Source organism: Paenibacillus hunanensis (assembly GCF_014645615.1).
GTDB lineage: Bacteria > Bacillota > Bacilli > Paenibacillales > Paenibacillaceae > Saccharibacillus > Saccharibacillus hunanensis.
The window spans coordinates 207,164-223,899 of the sequence record NZ_BMMB01000006.1; the positions used below are offsets into that span (position 1 = coordinate 207,164).

Annotated in this window: 17 protein-coding genes; 9 read left to right on the forward strand and 8 right to left on the reverse strand. The window is 44.1% G+C overall.

All coding sequences use genetic code 11. The features are described 5' to 3' along the window. Positions 1-47 precede the first annotated feature (47 nt). The 7 genes from IEX62_RS14485 to IEX62_RS14510 all read left to right on the forward strand — a co-directional run bounded on the left by IEX62_RS14485 (position 48) and on the right by IEX62_RS14510 (position 5,091). Complete coding sequence (locus IEX62_RS14485) at positions 48-1,085, forward strand: LacI family DNA-binding transcriptional regulator (RefSeq protein ID WP_188776252.1); 1,038 nt, start codon at positions 48-50, stop codon at positions 1,083-1,085. Positions 1,086-1,403: 318 nt separating this feature from the next. After that, a complete protein-coding gene (locus IEX62_RS14490) occupies positions 1,404-2,150 on the forward strand; it encodes an SDR family NAD(P)-dependent oxidoreductase (protein ID WP_188776253.1) in 747 nt (248 codons plus the stop codon). Between the two features lie 47 nt (positions 2,151-2,197). Next, positions 2,198-2,773 carry a TetR/AcrR family transcriptional regulator gene (locus IEX62_RS14495; protein ID WP_188776254.1) on the forward strand — a complete coding sequence of 192 codons (576 nt, stop codon included), beginning with the start codon at positions 2,198-2,200 and terminating at the stop codon, positions 2,771-2,773. 35 nt (positions 2,774-2,808) lie between these two features. Then, positions 2,809-3,381: an AAA family ATPase gene (locus IEX62_RS14500; protein ID WP_188776255.1), complete on the forward strand. Its 573-nt coding sequence runs from the start codon at positions 2,809-2,811 to the stop codon at positions 3,379-3,381. 406 nt (positions 3,382-3,787) lie between these two features. Then, on the forward strand, positions 3,788-4,432 hold the full coding sequence (locus IEX62_RS14505; RefSeq protein ID WP_373289146.1) for a FusB/FusC family EF-G-binding protein: 645 nt from the start codon (positions 3,788-3,790) through the stop codon (positions 4,430-4,432). Positions 4,433-4,559: 127 nt separating this feature from the next. Beyond that, entirely contained in the window at positions 4,560-4,778 is a 219-nt protein-coding gene (locus IEX62_RS23810) for a P-loop NTPase family protein (protein ID WP_229685801.1), read from the forward strand. Continuing rightward, positions 4,714-5,091, forward strand: a complete 378-nt coding sequence (locus tag IEX62_RS14510; protein ID WP_229685803.1) for a P-loop NTPase family protein — start codon at positions 4,714-4,716, stop codon at positions 5,089-5,091. Before IEX62_RS23810 ends, IEX62_RS14510 begins: the two co-directional genes overlap by 65 nt. A gap of 266 nt (positions 5,092-5,357) precedes the next feature. On the opposite strand, the gene IEX62_RS14515 is transcribed toward IEX62_RS14510, so the two are convergent. The 7 genes from IEX62_RS14515 to IEX62_RS14545 all read right to left on the reverse strand — a co-directional run bounded on the left by IEX62_RS14515 (position 5,358) and on the right by IEX62_RS14545 (position 14,298). Beyond that, complete coding sequence (locus IEX62_RS14515; protein WP_188776257.1) at positions 5,358-6,425, reverse strand: hemolysin family protein; 1,068 nt, start codon at positions 6,423-6,425, stop codon at positions 5,358-5,360. A 147-nt stretch (positions 6,426-6,572) separates the two neighbouring features. Next, positions 6,573-7,889 carry a hemolysin family protein gene (locus IEX62_RS14520; protein WP_188776258.1) on the reverse strand — a complete coding sequence of 439 codons (1,317 nt, stop codon included), beginning with the start codon at positions 7,887-7,889 and terminating at the stop codon, positions 6,573-6,575. An 891-nt stretch (positions 7,890-8,780) separates the two neighbouring features. Further along, a complete protein-coding gene (locus tag IEX62_RS14525; protein WP_188776259.1) occupies positions 8,781-9,323 on the reverse strand; it encodes a DUF1697 domain-containing protein in 543 nt (180 codons plus the stop codon). 60 nt (positions 9,324-9,383) lie between these two features. Next, complete coding sequence (locus IEX62_RS14530) at positions 9,384-10,082, reverse strand: hypothetical protein (RefSeq protein WP_188776260.1); 699 nt, start codon at positions 10,080-10,082, stop codon at positions 9,384-9,386. Between the two features lie 135 nt (positions 10,083-10,217). Next, positions 10,218-11,867: a DUF6138 family protein gene (locus IEX62_RS14535; RefSeq protein WP_188776261.1), complete on the reverse strand. Its 1,650-nt coding sequence runs from the start codon at positions 11,865-11,867 to the stop codon at positions 10,218-10,220. A 136-nt stretch (positions 11,868-12,003) separates the two neighbouring features. Beyond that, positions 12,004-12,372 carry a hypothetical protein gene (locus IEX62_RS14540; protein WP_188776262.1) on the reverse strand — a complete coding sequence of 123 codons (369 nt, stop codon included), beginning with the start codon at positions 12,370-12,372 and terminating at the stop codon, positions 12,004-12,006. A gap of 357 nt (positions 12,373-12,729) precedes the next feature. After that, a complete protein-coding gene (locus IEX62_RS14545) occupies positions 12,730-14,298 on the reverse strand; it encodes a methyl-accepting chemotaxis protein (protein ID WP_188776263.1) in 1,569 nt (522 codons plus the stop codon). Between the two features lie 460 nt (positions 14,299-14,758). On the opposite strand from IEX62_RS14545, the gene IEX62_RS14550 reads away from it, so the two are divergent. Together IEX62_RS14550 and IEX62_RS14555 are read left to right on the forward strand one after the other, a co-directional pair. Beyond that, entirely contained in the window at positions 14,759-15,160 is a 402-nt protein-coding gene (locus tag IEX62_RS14550; RefSeq protein WP_188776264.1) for a hypothetical protein, read from the forward strand. Positions 15,161-15,385: 225 nt separating this feature from the next. Then, the gene (locus tag IEX62_RS14555; protein WP_188776265.1) at positions 15,386-15,814 is read left to right on the forward strand and encodes a hypothetical protein; all 429 of its coding nucleotides are present in this window, start codon (positions 15,386-15,388) and stop codon (positions 15,812-15,814) included. A 395-nt stretch (positions 15,815-16,209) separates the two neighbouring features. On the opposite strand, the gene IEX62_RS14560 is transcribed toward IEX62_RS14555, so the two are convergent. Further along, positions 16,210-16,497 (reverse strand): hypothetical protein, encoded by a 288-nt coding sequence (locus IEX62_RS14560; protein ID WP_188776266.1) that lies wholly within the window; start codon positions 16,495-16,497, stop codon positions 16,210-16,212. Positions 16,498-16,736 lie beyond the last annotated feature (239 nt).

Sequence of the window (16,736 nt, forward strand, 5' to 3'; positions counted from 1 at the left end):
TCAACTTGATTCGGAAACATTTCCGGTGTGAAGGAGAATCATCCAGAATGGCAGACAAGAAGAAGGTAACGATCGAGGATGTGGCGCGTGAAGCCGGTGTAGGTATTGCAACGGTTTCGCGTGCATTGAACAATAGCGATGGGATCAGCGCGAAAACAAAAGCGCGCATTTTAGAAATTGTCGAGCAAATGGGCTTTATTCCAAACACGTCTGCTCAAAGCTTGAAAATCCGTCAAACGCGCCAGATTGCACTCGCAGTACCGGATATCCGCAATGCGATTATTCCGGATATTGCCTGGTCCGTTGAACAGGCAGCGAAGCAGCATGGCTATCGTGTTGTGCAGATCAATATGCTCGGTAATGCACGTTTGGAGCTGGAGACACTGCGTGAGGTGAAAAAGCTACATGTGGATGGCTTGGTCATGATGCCACTTGCCTATCCGAAGTCTCTGGAGCATTTGATCAATCAATCCAGTCTGCCGATCTCAGTCATCAACTACAGTAAAAAGCTCAGCCCAGAGCTAAAAGCCGACATTGTCGGTATGGCAAGACCCGAGGGTAGACTCGTTATGGAGCATTTGCTACAGATTGGTCGTACACGCATTGCCTATGCTGGAGCGCCAAAGGATAAGATTGAAGAACGTTATCTGGCCTATGAACAGGCATTGCCGCATGTGGATACCTCACTCGTTTATTTTGGTGAGGACTTTAACTTTGAAACGGGCAGACAGGCAGCTGATTATTTTTATAATCTCAAGCATATGCCGGACGCGATCTATGCCGTTAATGATATGGTGGCGATCGGGATCGTGAATCGATTCAAGGAGCTGGGTGTACGGGTGCCCGATGATGTCGCTGTAGTCGGGATCGATAATAACCTCTGGACGACGATTACAACACCGCAGATTAGCTCGGTATCGATTATGGGTGCGGAGGTAGGACGACTTGCAACAGAGCTGCTACTCAAACGCATCCAGTCTACAGACCCTTTACCTTATGAGCGTGTCGAATTCGAGCCGCGCTTGATTGTGCGTGAGTCGAGTCTGGCGGCGCATCGCTATACACATACGGAACACGAATCCTAAACAAACATATAACATGTAAATGCACCGATTCACACTATTTGGTATAACGTAATTACAAGTGCAGCCATGAAAAGGCTGTGCTTGTTTGCTATTTAATGCAGATTAGGATTACCTGTACAGAATAAGATAAAGACCTGCAAAGCATCCTATTTGTAGACAATCTGTATTATCCTCGTTAAAGCCGACTCCTATATAGAAATAGAAGCTAGAAAAATAGTTCTTTACCGATCGTTCTACAAATGATATGATGATCGCGAAATCAAATTTGTAAAGCTACACCCATTATAGAATGATCGTTCTAAAAAAGGAGAGATAACGATGAAATACACCGTAATTACAGGAGCTAGCTCGGGGATTGGTTATGAAAGTGCGTTGGCATTTGCCGCAAAAGGAAAAAATCTGATTCTGGTGGCCAGACGTGTAGAGAAGCTGGAGCAACTTCAGCACCAGATTATGCAATCCCATCCGCAGCTGGATGTGAAGGCTGTACAGAGTGATCTTTCGTCGACGGAGCAGGTGTACGCATTATATAATGAGCTGAAGGCATACGAGATTGAGACGTGGATTAATAATGCTGGACTTGGCGAAGCTGCATTGGTAACAGGGCATCGTCTGGATACGATTGAGATGATGCTGCGCGTTAACATTGAAGCCCTTACGATTCTGTCCACACTCTATGTACGAGATTATGCTAATGTAGAAGGAACACAGCTAATTAATGTCTCATCCGCGCTCGGCTATATGATCGCGATAGGTTCGGTTGCCTATTCGGCATCGAAATATTATGTGAGTGCCTTTACAGAAGGATTAGCGAAGGAGCTTCAACTGAGCGGTGCCAAGCTTCAGGCTAAAGTGCTGGCTCCAGCAATTACAGACACAGAATTTGCTCAAAAATCGATGCACCATCCAGGTGATGATTATCATTTCAGTTCACCCAAGCATCATACAGCTCAGGAAATGGCAGCATTTATGGTACAGCTTTATGATAGCAATGAGGTCGTTGGCATTGTGGATCTGGAGTATCAATTTAATCTCAGCGCTCCCATTTATCCTACAATCGGTTAACCTGAAGCAAAGCCTGCTGTCTGCAATGCACAGATAGGGGGAGAAGAATGGCTAGACCAAAAGAATTTGAAATTAATGAGGTGTTGGATCGAGCCTTGCTTCTATTCTGGGAGCAAGGCTATGAGAAAACATCCATGCAGGAGCTAGTCGATACAATGGGCATTCATCGCAAAAGTATATATGATACTTTCGGGGATAAGCATGCCTTATTCATTCAGGCGCTCCAGCTGTATATTAAGCGTCAAAGCGAGCATTTGAAGAAGCCTGCTCTGGCGGAGCAATCGGTGAAAGAAATCATTCGCCAGGCTTTAGATGTGAAGAAGAGTAATGATGAGACACCGATCGGCTGTTTTATGGTCAATACTGGGGTAGAGCTAGGTACGCTTGATCCGCTTAGTGCATCATTAGTGCAGGATGGTTATGGGAGGATTGAAGAATTTTTTCGCTACCTGATTGAATATGGGCAGAAGCGCGGTGAATTGAATGCGACACTGAATGCGACCATGCTATCTCATTATTTGATGAATGCCTGGCTAGGCATACGCACGATGGCGAAAACAAACTATGATTCGCAGCAAGTAGCTAATACGATCGCTATTACCCTGAGTGTACTGGATTCGTAGACTCAGGGATATACATATGCAGGGAGAGGCTTACGATGAGATTCGTTATTTTATTTGGTCCGCAGGCCGTAGGCAAGATGACAATCGGACAACAGCTAGCCGCTCGTACAGGCATGAAGCTGTTCCACAATCATATGTCGATCGAGCTGGTAACGGCTTTGTTTGAATATGCTTCACCGTCCGGTCAGCGCCTGATTGAGCTCATTCGCCGTGAGGTATTTGAAGAGGCATCGCGGAGTGAAAATGGGCTGAGTGGACTCATTTTTACTTATGTATGGGCATTTGACCTGCCGAGTGAACGTGAATATATCGAGGGAATCAGTTGTCTATTTAGAGAACGTGGAGCAGAGATATGCTGGGTCGAGCTGGAAGCAGATGTAGAGGAACGTCGGCGTCGTAATACGACGGAGAATCGCCTGCTCCACAAACCGAGCAAGCGCAATATTGAATGGTCAGACAATGAGCTCGTTGAGAGTCACCAGAAGTATCGACTGAACTCTCTACCAGGTGAAATTACAGAGCCCTATTATATGCGGCTGAATACGACTCAGATCGAGCCAGATGAAGCAGCAGCACAAATTATTGCTCATTTTAAAATGGACAAGTAGAGGGAAGGCCTACATAATTTGAGCAACAAGCAACAAGCAACAAGCAACAAGCAACAAGCAACAAGCAACAAGCAGTTCTTGCTGTTTGCTCGATCTAAACACTACCCATATAAACGATCACCGCACCAAATCCTCTCCAGCCGTTGCGCCTGCGCCCGGACTACTGGTATACTTTGGATACTCTATGAACTGGGGGGTTATGCCCGTGGCAACAGCCGTACTGGATTGCTCGTTAGCTAGAACCGCCTTACGCAGAGCCTAAACGGGGCGAGCTTTTGCGTAGGGCGCGGTCAAAATTGTAAAGCTTGATCGCCCTTCACACGTATATGTTGGACCTGTTGCGGCTTTGCACCTTATTGAATGATCCAATACAAATAAGGGGCTGAATGTCATGCAAACACCATCTATACTGCAACCATTTATTCATAATCATCAATTGAACATCATTCAAAAACAGGCTAATTTTCTACTGAAAACGATGCGTAGCGTAGCAGACCGCAAGGTACTCGCTACCGTGCGAGATACTGCCGTGAACAATGTGGTCGATGCTTTTGGAGCATTGACGCCAGAGCAGTACGAGCTGTTAGAGCAGCTATCTAGTTACGAAGCAGCGCATGAGCTACAGCAATATGTCGATCAGCTGGATCGCTATGTTGTTCCTTTTCCAGCGGTATCGCCTCAGCACATTCAGAAGTTATTTCCTAAGACCAAGAAGCTCAAGGTGCCGAATCTGGAAACGATCGATTGGCTGCATACGACCTATTTACGCTGGATCGATATTGCGACGAACCGACTGTATATCGTCTATCCGCATGAAGGCAAGCTGATCGGACTGGAAGGTCAGATTACACCGATGAACAAAAATGGCTTTTGCATGTTCTGTCATCGTAATCAGGAGCTGGGCTTTTTCAATGTTAAAATGAAAAAGGGGAGCTCGCCAGACAACTTTGCTTCTCTCGGTCAATATGTCTGCATGGATAATGAAGCGTGTAATCACAATATAACCAGTACATTTGCGTTAGAGCGATTCATTCAATCTGCTAGCAAATGATTAATGATCATCCGAATGGGACTGCTTACATGAGCAGTCCTTTTCTGGTGCCTGGGTGTTTAATTTAATCAGGTAAACAAAGCATGATCTATCAAGCAACATATATATGAAATGGAGGGATCCACCAATGCAACGCGTACTCATTATAGGCTGTTCTGGCTCTGGCAAATCGACCTTGTCTACACAATTACAACCGATATTGAAGCTACCGCTCATTCATTTGGATCGATATTTTTGGAAGCCCAACTGGGAGGCGACACAGGACGAGGAATGGGATCAGCGTGTTGCCGAATTTGCGGCAGGAGAAAAAATGGATTATCGATGGCAATTATTCCAGAACGCTTGATTTGCGACTGCAGCGAGCCGATCTGATCATATGGCTCGATATACCCAGGCGAGTCTGTCTGTATCGCGCGATCAAGCGCTGGATTCAGTATTACGGTCGAACACGCCCGGATCTGAATGAAGGTTGTCCTGAAAAGATCGATTGGGCTTTTTTACGCTGGATCTGGAATTATCCTACACGTACACGTTCTCGTACAATAGGAAAATTACAAGAGCTTGAACCACATCAACAGGTCATTATCATTAAAAATCGTAAACAGCTGCATGCCTATATCGAGCAGCTGCGACAGCAACATACAGATACTCACACATAGAATACCTACTCCTATACATACTAGCTGCAAAGAAGCTCAACCACCCGTCTGCGTATCTTGTTTCTAATTGCCTGCCTGCTACAACCACATCAACACATCGTATGAGCACAGCACAACACAACATCCAGATGTTAGTCTTAATTGTTGTTATAGCCTATACGTATGGAATACTTTTAAATGAAAAAGCCATTCTCGGTCACCATAGGGTGAATCAGAGAATGGCTTTATACGTTCCAGCTTCATTCTAGTCTTAATCTACCTGCATATTAAAATGACATCGTTGGCGCCTTAATATCGTCTGCTTCATCACGAATATCACCGACGATTTCCTCCAAAATATCCTCCATCGTAACCAGACCTGCCATGCGTCCGTCGATACCGTTGATTGCCGCGATATGCACACGATGCTGCTGCATGCTCAGCAATACTTCACGTAATGACGCTGTCTCTACAAAGCGAGGCAGCTTATGCAGGAAGCCGGATAAATCACCGGAGCGTCCAGCCGCAATGGCAGTCAGCACTTCTTTGCTATGGATAAATCCAATCAGCTTATTGCTGTCAGCGGCAGAAGTCACCGGATAACGTGTATATTCATACTGGCTCAAACGGGACACCAGCTCTGCTTGCGGCAGATCGGCAGCGATTGTAATGACTTTGCTAGCAGGAATCATAATTTCACGTAATGTACGATCATCAAACGCGAAAATATTGCGTAAATATGTCTGCTCGGTCTGGTTAATCTGACCGCTCTCATAGCTCTGCTCAACCAGCCATTTCAGTTCTTCTTCAGAGTGAACCGTATCATGTCCAGCTGGTTTTACACCAAATAGACGAAGTAGCAAGGTAGCCGAACCATTCAGCAAACGAATCACCGGCGCCATCAGACGACCAAAACGATAGAGCGAAGGAGCAAGCATAAGCGTCATACGCTCAGCAAACTGGATCGCCAGCGTTTTGGGTGCAAGCTCACCGATAACGACGTGCAAGAATGTGATCACAGCAAGCGCGATACCATAAGAGAGCACAGTAGAGATCGCTGCGGGGATATCAAAGCGATCAAAGATCGGATGCAAAATACGCTCAACCGTCGGTTCACCGAGCGCACCGAGTACGAGCGCCGTAATCGTAATCCCGAGCTGACAGGCAGACAGATAGTAATCCAGGTCAGTAGCAACCTTTTTTGCCATGACTGCCTTTTTATTGCCGTCTGCAATCAGCTGATCCAGACGTGACATACGTACCTTCAAAATTGCAAATTCCGCACCGACGAAAAAAGCCGTAAGGCCGATAAACACAGCCACTAAAAACAAGTTTAATCCAATCGTTCCGTCCAATGATTTCCCTCAGATGAGGGATTCACCTCCATATAGTGAGTAGTGGACAGCTCAGCAGGCATTGCTGAATCTGTCGGTATAGCACGTTAGTCGTTACATTATGAGATAGGAACAGGATGATACATATTCGATCATAGACTACAGAAGTTACAGAGCCTCGCTAACCTCGCTGTATGTGAGTGCGACCCATTTGATCTGCAAATCTTCCTTCTCGGTAATTGTCCATACATGCTCCGGCTGCTCCAGCGTATCGCCTTCGCTAATCTCCGTGCCTTTATGGTGCAAAATCCAACCACCGATCGTATCTGTATCATGACGATCATCAAAGGTAATACCAAAGCGGCGCTCCAGATCGTCCAGCAATACGCGACCATTAATCAGGTACTGACCCTCGCCAACCGGACGAATATCGTTCACCTCGTCAGCATCGAATTCGTCTCGAATCTCACCGACCAGCTCCTCCAGCACATCCTCCATTGTCAGCAATCCGGCTGTACCACCGTATTCATCAACGACAAGCGCCATATGCACGCGCTTTTGCTGCATTTGCAGCATCGCTTCCTGAATAGATAATGATTCAGCGATAAAAGGAAGCGGACGAATGAAGTCCTGTAGCTTACGTGTAGTTTGATTGATCATGTGAGGAAGCATTTTTTTGGCATTGACCATACCGACAATCTGGTCTTTATCATCATCGGTCGTAACCGGATAGCGCGTATAGTAGTTAGCATCCAGAATCTCAATAATTTCGTCATAATTCATATCTTGATCCAGTACGACCATCTGTGTACGTGGAATCATAATATCGCGTGCTACCCGCTCATCGAACGAGAATACATTTTCCATATAGGACAGCTTGGTTTCGTTAATCTCGCCGCCCTCATAGCTTTGCGTCATAATAATCTTCAATTCGTCTTCCGAGTATACCTGTTCATGACCAGCAGCTTGAACACCGAATCCACGTAATACGAGTCGGGAGGCACCGTTTAATGCCCAGATGAATGGATACATGAGACGTCCAAACCAGTAGAGTGGAGGCGCAAGCAGCAAGGTCATCCGCTCCGAGAACTGAATTGCCAGTGTCTTTGGTGCCATCTCTCCGACGACAACGTGTAAGAACGTTACAAGGAAAAAGGCGATTGCATACGAAGCAACCGAAGATGCTGAATCCGATACGTTGAAAAAGTCGAATACCGGATAGAGCAGTAACTCCACCGCTGGTTTACCAATTGCACCCAGACCGAGTGCTGTAACGGTAATACCAAGCTGACAGGCAGACAGGTAGTAGTCCAGATCATGAGCTACCTTTTTGGCGATGACAGCCTTTTTATTGCCTTCTTGAATCAATTGATCCAGTCGTGATGCTCGTACTTTAACGACAGCAAACTCCGAAGCAACAAAGAATGCGGTTAACGCCAGTAACACAGCTAGAACTAACAAATTGATGATCGTTATTAGGTCCAATGATTTCCCTCAATTGAGGGATTCACCTCCACAAATTTAGATTTATACAAAGAACAGTTTTACTACATTTACTATGCAATCCTATTCAAGCCCATCCGACGAGTGAACATTCTGCATTGTTATCGCCTATCCTGTACAGCATCCGTATGAAGGAGACAATATACAGGAATGGAGAAATCAATGGACATCGCTAACGCCTTCCCAAGTCTGTTGCCTCCTTCCATAAAGTAATTGCTTTATAGTATAACATAAACACATTCATACCATACAGTAACACGTTATGGTTTTGAAAATTGTCATTTTTATTGGATTGTTAAGTAGGGGAATTGTCTTTGTGTGCAAAGTGATGCGGTGGGAGATGCATCACTGCGGGAAGGAATAAGCGGACGGGCTCCCGTCTCACACAGGAATCTACGGATTAGGAGTACATGGTAGATTCCTGTGCTCAAAAGTCGCCCTTTCCTCTTATTTCCTTCCCTTCGTTCCGTGCGCCTTGCATTTATACGAGTTTGTATATACACTGCTAATACCCTAATAGCTTGACTAGTGCACAATCAAAGTCTAATGTACTCCGCCTTATGAAATAATGTCTGCATCAAACCATAAGTTCGTTAATGGCGTACAATCTCAAATGTAAGTATTGTACAATGTCAAACTTACTATACATCATCAAATTTTATGATTTAGCTCGGCTAAGGGACTGGTGGTTGGACTGAAATTCATTAGATTTTGAAGCCGATTCAATCCTGGAATAGAGCAATATCAGCCAACAACAAAATTCAAACAAATAATGAGACTCACATTTATGGTGTAGGCTAACGAAAATAAACTGCATTGAACGTCGTTCAATGCAGTTTGAAACTAGGATCTAGTCTTCTACGGTAGATTCTTCTATTCAGCTATACTACGCATCAAACGATAAATTTCTCTTGTCGTATTCACATTACGGATCGTCATATAACGATACAGCTTGGAGCCAACTAGCTTGTTCATCCTACTCTGAGCAGCATTTTCACGAGGAATGTTTAGTAGCACAGCGCCAGGAATATAGTGTGCTGTACCCATATTCGGCTTGAGCGGTAGCTTATCGATAATCGACGGATCATCAATCTCGTTCCAGAGGAATAGCACATCACTTTTCATCTGGTCATCGTTCGTCCAATCTTCGGGTAAGGCTTCGATTACTGCTGTGATTTCAATAAGATTGCGAATCATCACTGGAATATCAAGTGAAAATACCTCGCGAATCTTTTTCTCCAGCAGGGGAGATAGCTCATGCTGTGGTAGCTCGCTCGCAAAGATAATATTGCCTGAGTTGATGTACGTAACGACCGCTGTCATGCCTGCTTGCTCAAATGCTTGCTTGAGCTGCTTCATATCGATCTTATTTTTCCCGCCGACATTAATGCCACGTAGTAGAGCGACATAGATCATGAGCTTGACCTCATTTCATAAGGGATGGGATAGCATAGCATGAAGCTTCGTATCCAAAAGTTATTCCCAGCTTTCCCAACGCAGTGACAAATACAGTAGTAGCTCATTTGCCGCTTGTTCACCCAGTAGCTCATCCAATTTGGATTCGATCTGTTCCAGGTATTGTGGCTTCACTTCATCGGTATCCTCGTCTCGAATCTCACCGCCTAGTTCTGTAGCGGCTTCAATCAAAATCGCTAGCGCTGCAAAAAAATCTGCCAGCGATGCTGCTGCAAGTGCGGGCTTACCCGTGTCATACGCGACATAGATGGGAGTACCGGGTGTAGATGTATCGGCAATGACGGGATCATCATTAAACGTGGCGATGACCACATGCTCTGCACGCCAATTTTCCGACTCCTGTAGCTGATCCGGATCGCCTACCCCCACCCAGCGACGCCCCAATTGTAAATCATATAAATCCTCTGGAGCGGCAAAGAAAAGCAGGATACCGTCCCCGATTAAGACGGCTGCATTTTTTCGAGGATTTTCTCCGGGTTTCTTAGGATCGATCATCTCATAATGACTGTACCAGTATTCTAGCTCAGGTGAGAGTGGAATCCGTTCATCGCTCTCAAACGGTGTAGACTCTGCAAAAGCGATAATCCCATTTCCTTCAAATAATCCATACTTCTCATTGTATAGCTGATGCTGCTGAACAAATGCAGAAGCCGCAGCTTGTAAGGTTGATTGATTCGATTGATTCGATTGATTCGTCATGGCAATTACTCCTTCATCCTAAAATGTTGTGTGATCTATATTCTGTGTTTGATCGTATGCTATGGAAATTTGAGACTGGAGATTTAGCATTCGAGTTTCGACAATTGATCGTCATCGTCATCGTCATCGTCATCGTCATCGTTGCTCGGAGCGTAATTTTTCTACGAATTTTGCGTATTTTTTCTGTTTGCTATCACTACCGAAGATCAAGTACATTAGTTGCTCACGTTCATAGCCTTCACATTGTGCTAACTGACGATCTAGCTCCAGTGCCAGCTCGACTTGCTCAAAATGATCAGCCAGCCCTTTGACAGGCTTCGCCGATTGACCGCTACCCGCGAGGATAATTAGCAGCAGTGGTAATAGCTCCGTAGTGAGCGGATAGGTATCGAGAAAGGCTAGCACGAATCCATCATGTGCAGACTGATGCTCTGTATCGACCAGCCGCATATAATCCGTCAGCAGTGGGAAATACTTTTGATCCTGCAATGCAAGTCCCAGCACCGCGTACGTGCCTGTCATAACCGATTTCTCACCCGGCTCCACATCGTTATAAAAGGCAAATTCCTTCATCACCAGTCTCGCATATTGCTCCAGTAGAGGATGCAGCTCTGGATATTGCAATGCATTAGCGAAAAATCGATGCAGTGCTGATCTGGCAAGTGCCTTCACAGGAAGGAAGCTTTTGATCTTACTGCCACTAAGCTTGAGCGTGTACTCAAATGGAAAGTTCTGTTGCATCAGATCACATATGTATTGCAGCCCATCCCGATAGCTATCAACGGTATCACCCGTGAGCTTTAACTGAATCGTTTGTAAAATATCATTGGCCTGTCCTTGCATATGTGGTGTCTTGCGCTTGCTTTCGATCTGCCCGCTACCTTCCTTCAAAAACTGCGTTGCCTGCTGTGAACCAAGCTGCGACGCGATCTCCAAAAATTCCTGCCGCGTAACGGTATCATCCCCACCAATACGAAGTGCCGCGTAAATAAATAGCTCAAGCTGCTGTTCATCCAGCTCAGGACGTTCTTCTGCTGGCTTGAGTGACATGCGATACCTGTTGTCATTTTCAATATAAGGCGGCAAAAATTGCTCATTTGCCCAAAATTTCAGTGCCATTCGTAAGCAACGCTTCCATTCCTCAAGTAGCTTCGGTATAGCAGCTAGCTTCTGATCCGTTTGTTCACAGAGCTGAATTCGCTCGGCTGTCGCTACAGGATGGACGTCTACATTGAGGAGCAATCGACTGAAAAAGAACAGGTCTTTCTGTGCTGGATAGTGGGGCAGAGGCGAGGCGATTTTATCAGCGATGAATTGCTGGAATACGTCCTGTATTTGCTTTAATTTCGTTTGATTGATCCAGTGCTCCTGTGCTTCCAGATGATCCTTCACTTGCTCACGCTCAATATAGAGCTTGAATTCTAATTGATAATCAAAAAATATACCGCCGTAGCGGTCAGCCTCAAATGCTTCTCGTACGCGCTCGCCCAGCACAGGCCACCATTCGTGTACTAGCTGTTCATCGGTAAGCGCGGTAATATCTACCTCCGATTCCCATGTATATGCGTTATCGCTCCATGAAAAAGGACGTTCAATCTCCACAAACATCAATCCTGCACTGCTACTGAATTTGCCTTTACGATAACCAAAACGAATATAGTCACGCGCTCCTGTCTGTAGCTTGCTTCGTTGGCCCATATCCTCCAGATGCTTTTGCGTGCGTTGACAAGCCTGATCCAGCTGCTCCCAGCACTCGGCAAGTAACACGGTTAATGCTTCATTCATGAATAAACGCCCCTTTGCATACATAATGTGATTGCTGATTGTTATTTAGTATCATCGACTCTGCGATTGCTAGTGCTTGAATAATAAGCTCTTTATTAACTTCTAATCAGCTTTGTAAGCATTTCAGCAATATCGCCTAATTTACAATCCGAAACTGGAGAAATTCAAGAAAATCACGCTGCATCGAGCCCAGCGTAAGAATCGTCCACATAATCTGGAATCGCCAGCTGGCTCCGTTTACTTGAAATGACCAGACCGCTTCCAGGCCTACGCCAGACCTGAACTTCTGCTCCTGTAGATCGGCAATGGCTAGTTCAGAACAATGCACAACACGAGTAGAAAACAGATTAAGAAACAAGACGACCAGCTTGTCCTGATTGACCAGCAATAAAGCGCGTGTTGAATACGTATGTAGATGCTGTGGTGTGGCATAGCACATGAACATATCTGGCTCACGATATGGCTCAGCGAGTCGCTGCATGGCTTTTTTTCTAATAAAGAACATAGGGTGTGACCTCTCTTATCTAGGATGAATAGTGGTATAGGAATAAGATTCTTCATTATTATACTCAATTTGGTAGGTGAACTGTAAATTGTGGAGCGAGATGTGGAAACAGAGGTTGAATAGATGACAGCCTAAGGACATACTGGTCGAGTAGAAGTAGAAGTAGAAGTAGAAGTAGAAGTAGAAGTAGAAGTAGAAGTAGAAGTAGAAGGTTATGCTATGGCAAAAGAGAAAAGCCGCTCCTCTAAGAGAAGCGGCTAGGGGTCGATCTTATTCTCAACTTTAATACGGTAGATATTTCGATGTCATATAAACGTAATAGCTGGAAGTAACAACTAACTGTAGTAGCTATCGCCTTTACGCAACGGTTGCTGTAGAAGACGAAGCAGCTGGAACATCCTTTTTATGCTTTGGTTGCCCAGCATTCATTTGGGATGGTGTGGAAGAAGCAGATGCTGCTGCTTGCCCATGCTCCTCAGTCAATACCAGATCGTTCAAGCCTTTGAACAGAACTTCAAGCTCAGCGAAGCTATTCACCATTTGCTGAGTCAGATGCTGCTGCTGTTCCATACTTGCTAGAATTTCTTCAGCCGCTGCACTGGATTGCTGGGTCATGCTGGAGATTTCGGTTACTTCGTTAACGACACGCGCTGACGAATCCTTCATTGTAGCGGAGCTGCTCTCAATATCTACAGCTTGAGTCAGTACCTGCTGAGAGCTAGTATTCACGTCACGGAATACGTCAGCCGCCAATTGTACTGAGGTGCGACCTTCCTCCAGCGAGCTTTGAATATTGTGGAAGCGCTCGTTCAGATCACGTGTACGAGCTTGCAGGCGATTCAGAATTTCAGCAATATTCGTTGCTGATTGACCGGAGCTCTCTGCCAGCTTACGCACTTCATCGGCAACGACAGCGAAGCCTTTACCATGCTCGCCTGCACGCGCCGATTCAATCGCTGCATTCAGCGCCAGTAGATTCGTTTGACGTGCAATATCAGAGATGCTGTTCAGCATCGAGCTCATCGATTGGCTTTCCTCGTTGAACTTTTGCATATCCTGAGTCGCCTGATTCGTCATGTCATGCAGCTGACCCATCTGAGTATTCAGCTGTTCCATACGCTGACTACCTGATTCTGTGCTGGTCGTCATCGTGTCAGATAGCTGCTTCATCTGGTAGGAGTATGCAGCCACATCCTGAATATGACGATCGGATACAGATAGGGATTCCGAGATTTCAAATACATTGCTTGCCTGTTGCTCTACACTGCGTGCTACCTGATTGAAGCCAGCAGTCACTTCAGTTGTGATCGTGCCTGTTTCATTCACCTTCTGCTTGAGCTGTTCAGTAAAGCGTGCTAGCCCGATAACCGATTGCTTCACCTGCTGCATCACCAGCTCCATACGCGACTGAGATTGCTCGATTTCGACGCGACGAATTTCACTTGCATGGAACAGCTTGCGGTTGACACTGGATACTGTAATGAAAATAATACCTGCGACCAAAAACATACTGAGATTGATTAGATCGGTAACGACCAGCGTCGGCGTAGCTGCCGGAGCAATGATAATGTGCAAAATAAAATAAATCAGTAGACTGGAAAACGCAATATTATAATATTTGCTATTTGGATAAAGCAGGAGTGGAGCAACGATCAGGAGTCCTTGCATAGTGCTAATGGATTCCAGACTTACATAGATTCCACTTGCAATGATGCTAATCGTAACAAACCACGGAATGACATGTACGCCTTTTTTAGTCAGATTCAAGCCTGTAATAATTAACGCTACGATAATCGAAACGAGTGTAGAAATCCATAACGTAGGAATGAGGAAGGTAATGCCTGCACTAATGGCGGTGATCGCCCACAGCATATAGCTGATTAGTTTGTTACGTTGCCAGATGATCTCGGTGTTAGGGTTATTCATGTGTGAGTTGTCCTTTCTGTCAGTGCTGTTAGATTTAAGCTGGATATCATGCCTGTTCGAATAAATTTTTTACTGATTTTTTTAAAAAATAGGTACATAGTAACAATATCAACTAAATCTATATCGGACGTAATTCCTAAAAGTGAATAGATTATAAAAATTAGTTACTTAGTAATATGCAGATGATGAATATATACTGCTGTACCAATGTAACATCATATTTGGGATAAATTCTCACATGTTCAAATGACATTAGGGAGCGTTCATATCTCTTGTGAAATACTTCTTTTATTGACTTTAAAATGGGTGTGGAATGATATTATGAAGTCATTTAAATGAACGAATAGTAATATTGGTGTTGCGCTAAGAGCGAGGTTATTTTACGATGAAGCAAGCTGCTTAGCAATATAGCAAGCAATATATGGTTTAACTCAGTTGAGTTGGGATAAGGAGTGTATGTGTGGTTAAAAGACCGTGGTCTGTAGCGTTAATTTCGATTGTTCTCATCGTGTATTCAGTGATTAGAGTTATTATGTATACGGCTGTATTGATAAAGTCACCTATTACAGAACGAACACCTGATGAGCTTCCTCTTCTCTTTGTACTCCTTTTAGTTATGCTAGCTAGCGTATGCTTTTTATTAGCAGGAGGCATTTTATCATTTATTGGTATGAGTTTGGGACGTTGGTTTATCATTGGTTGGGGAATCGTTGCGCTTATTGTCCAGCATGACTATATGATTCCTAGAATTATTTTTCTAATTATTGCTTTGTTAATGCTATTCAATAAGCCAGCTAATCAGTTCTTTAGATCAAGAAAAATGCCTAAATCCAGTATTATGGAAAGCGAATTAAATACATAACACGAATAAAAGAAGCTTGGCTGTACTAGCATATATACATGCTATGCTACAACCAAGCTTCTTTTATTTTGTTAGTCTGGTTGGTAGGTAGTACGTTTAGGCAACACTTGTATTATGTAATTTCTACGTTGTTTATACAGTAGTTCTATTTCATATCGAAGCTATCGTATACTGGGCTCATATCTAATGAACGGGTATGTTGTGAGTAGAAGAAAACCTAAGGAGATGAATCAGATCAATACCTCAGCGATTATCGTCAAGATTGAAAACGCAGCATTGAACCATCATCTAGCTGATCTGGAGCACTGGATCAATAAGCTTGATCTATCGGATCAGCTAGAGCTACATCGTCATTTAAGTCGGAATGCTTTGCAGATCATTAGAGAACAGAGGCACCAGCTTGCCGTTAACGATGGTGTGAAGGAGCATATCATATGGTATGAATTGAGTAATCAGCCATGGTCGGATGCTGTCCTGGTTGAAACGATCGCCATTTATCAGGAGACATCATGGGTAGCAATGGAAAGTATCGTACTGGTTGCACTGAAGCAAAATAAAGCTACAGCGCAGCAGGTGCGGCATATTGGAGATGTGTTTGCTAGTGAGGAAGTGACCCGGCAGATTCAGCGGTGGAAGGAACGACAGGGGTTGTAGTGACTGATATAACTCTATGCCCTACACTATTAAAAATAAACATGTGGATCAACACAGTTTTTGAATGAGCATCATGTGAGTTTTTATGTACATATCAAGTCTAATCGTTATATCGTATTCGATATGCCTAAAGGACAAAAAGTCTCTAACTATGTCATGGAAGTTAATGATACTTTTAGCTTCACAGGTATTCACAGGTAATAGTAAAGCAGTCATTCAATTGCCTAAAAAGAAGATAGAAGCATAGACGCATGAGTGAGGCTTTAGCTATAAAGTAAAACAGCGTTTAATATAGCACCAAAGCATACCAGTAAAGCGACGACTCTTTTCGAATGAACCGAGAAGACATCGTCGCTTTTTTGCGCGTTCATTCTGGAAGCGACTCCATATCGCTCCTATGCAGGTGGATGAGCAGAGTCATACTCGATCATGACGGGAAAGAAGCTAGGGGATAAGGATATGCCACTTCTTTCACCATTGTCATTCACAATAACTGCAATATAATTTCCAAATGCGGCCACATACTCGATATCTATAATACTTCGATGTTCCTGTTGTAGTGTAAGGTAAATCCATATACTGGCGTAGGCAACCTTCCCCTGTAAATAGGAGCTTTGCGAGACAATGCCTACTAGAATAATGATGATCAGAGCGAAGCGAATTAATTTTCTTTTTATTGTCATAGGATGCTCTCCATATCAGCAGTATGTATGATTATAGCTATAGCTTCATTCAAGTATACAAATAGAATCCTACTATTAACAAATATAGGCAGACAAGAATTGATTATTGATTATTATCGTATAAATGCGTCAAACAGAGTGATAGTACATGAAGTAAAACGTACAGCATTTTCATCTTCATAGCACCAGCAGTAAACCAAGCAAAAACTATAACGAATACCCTTCAAATTAGCTATAAT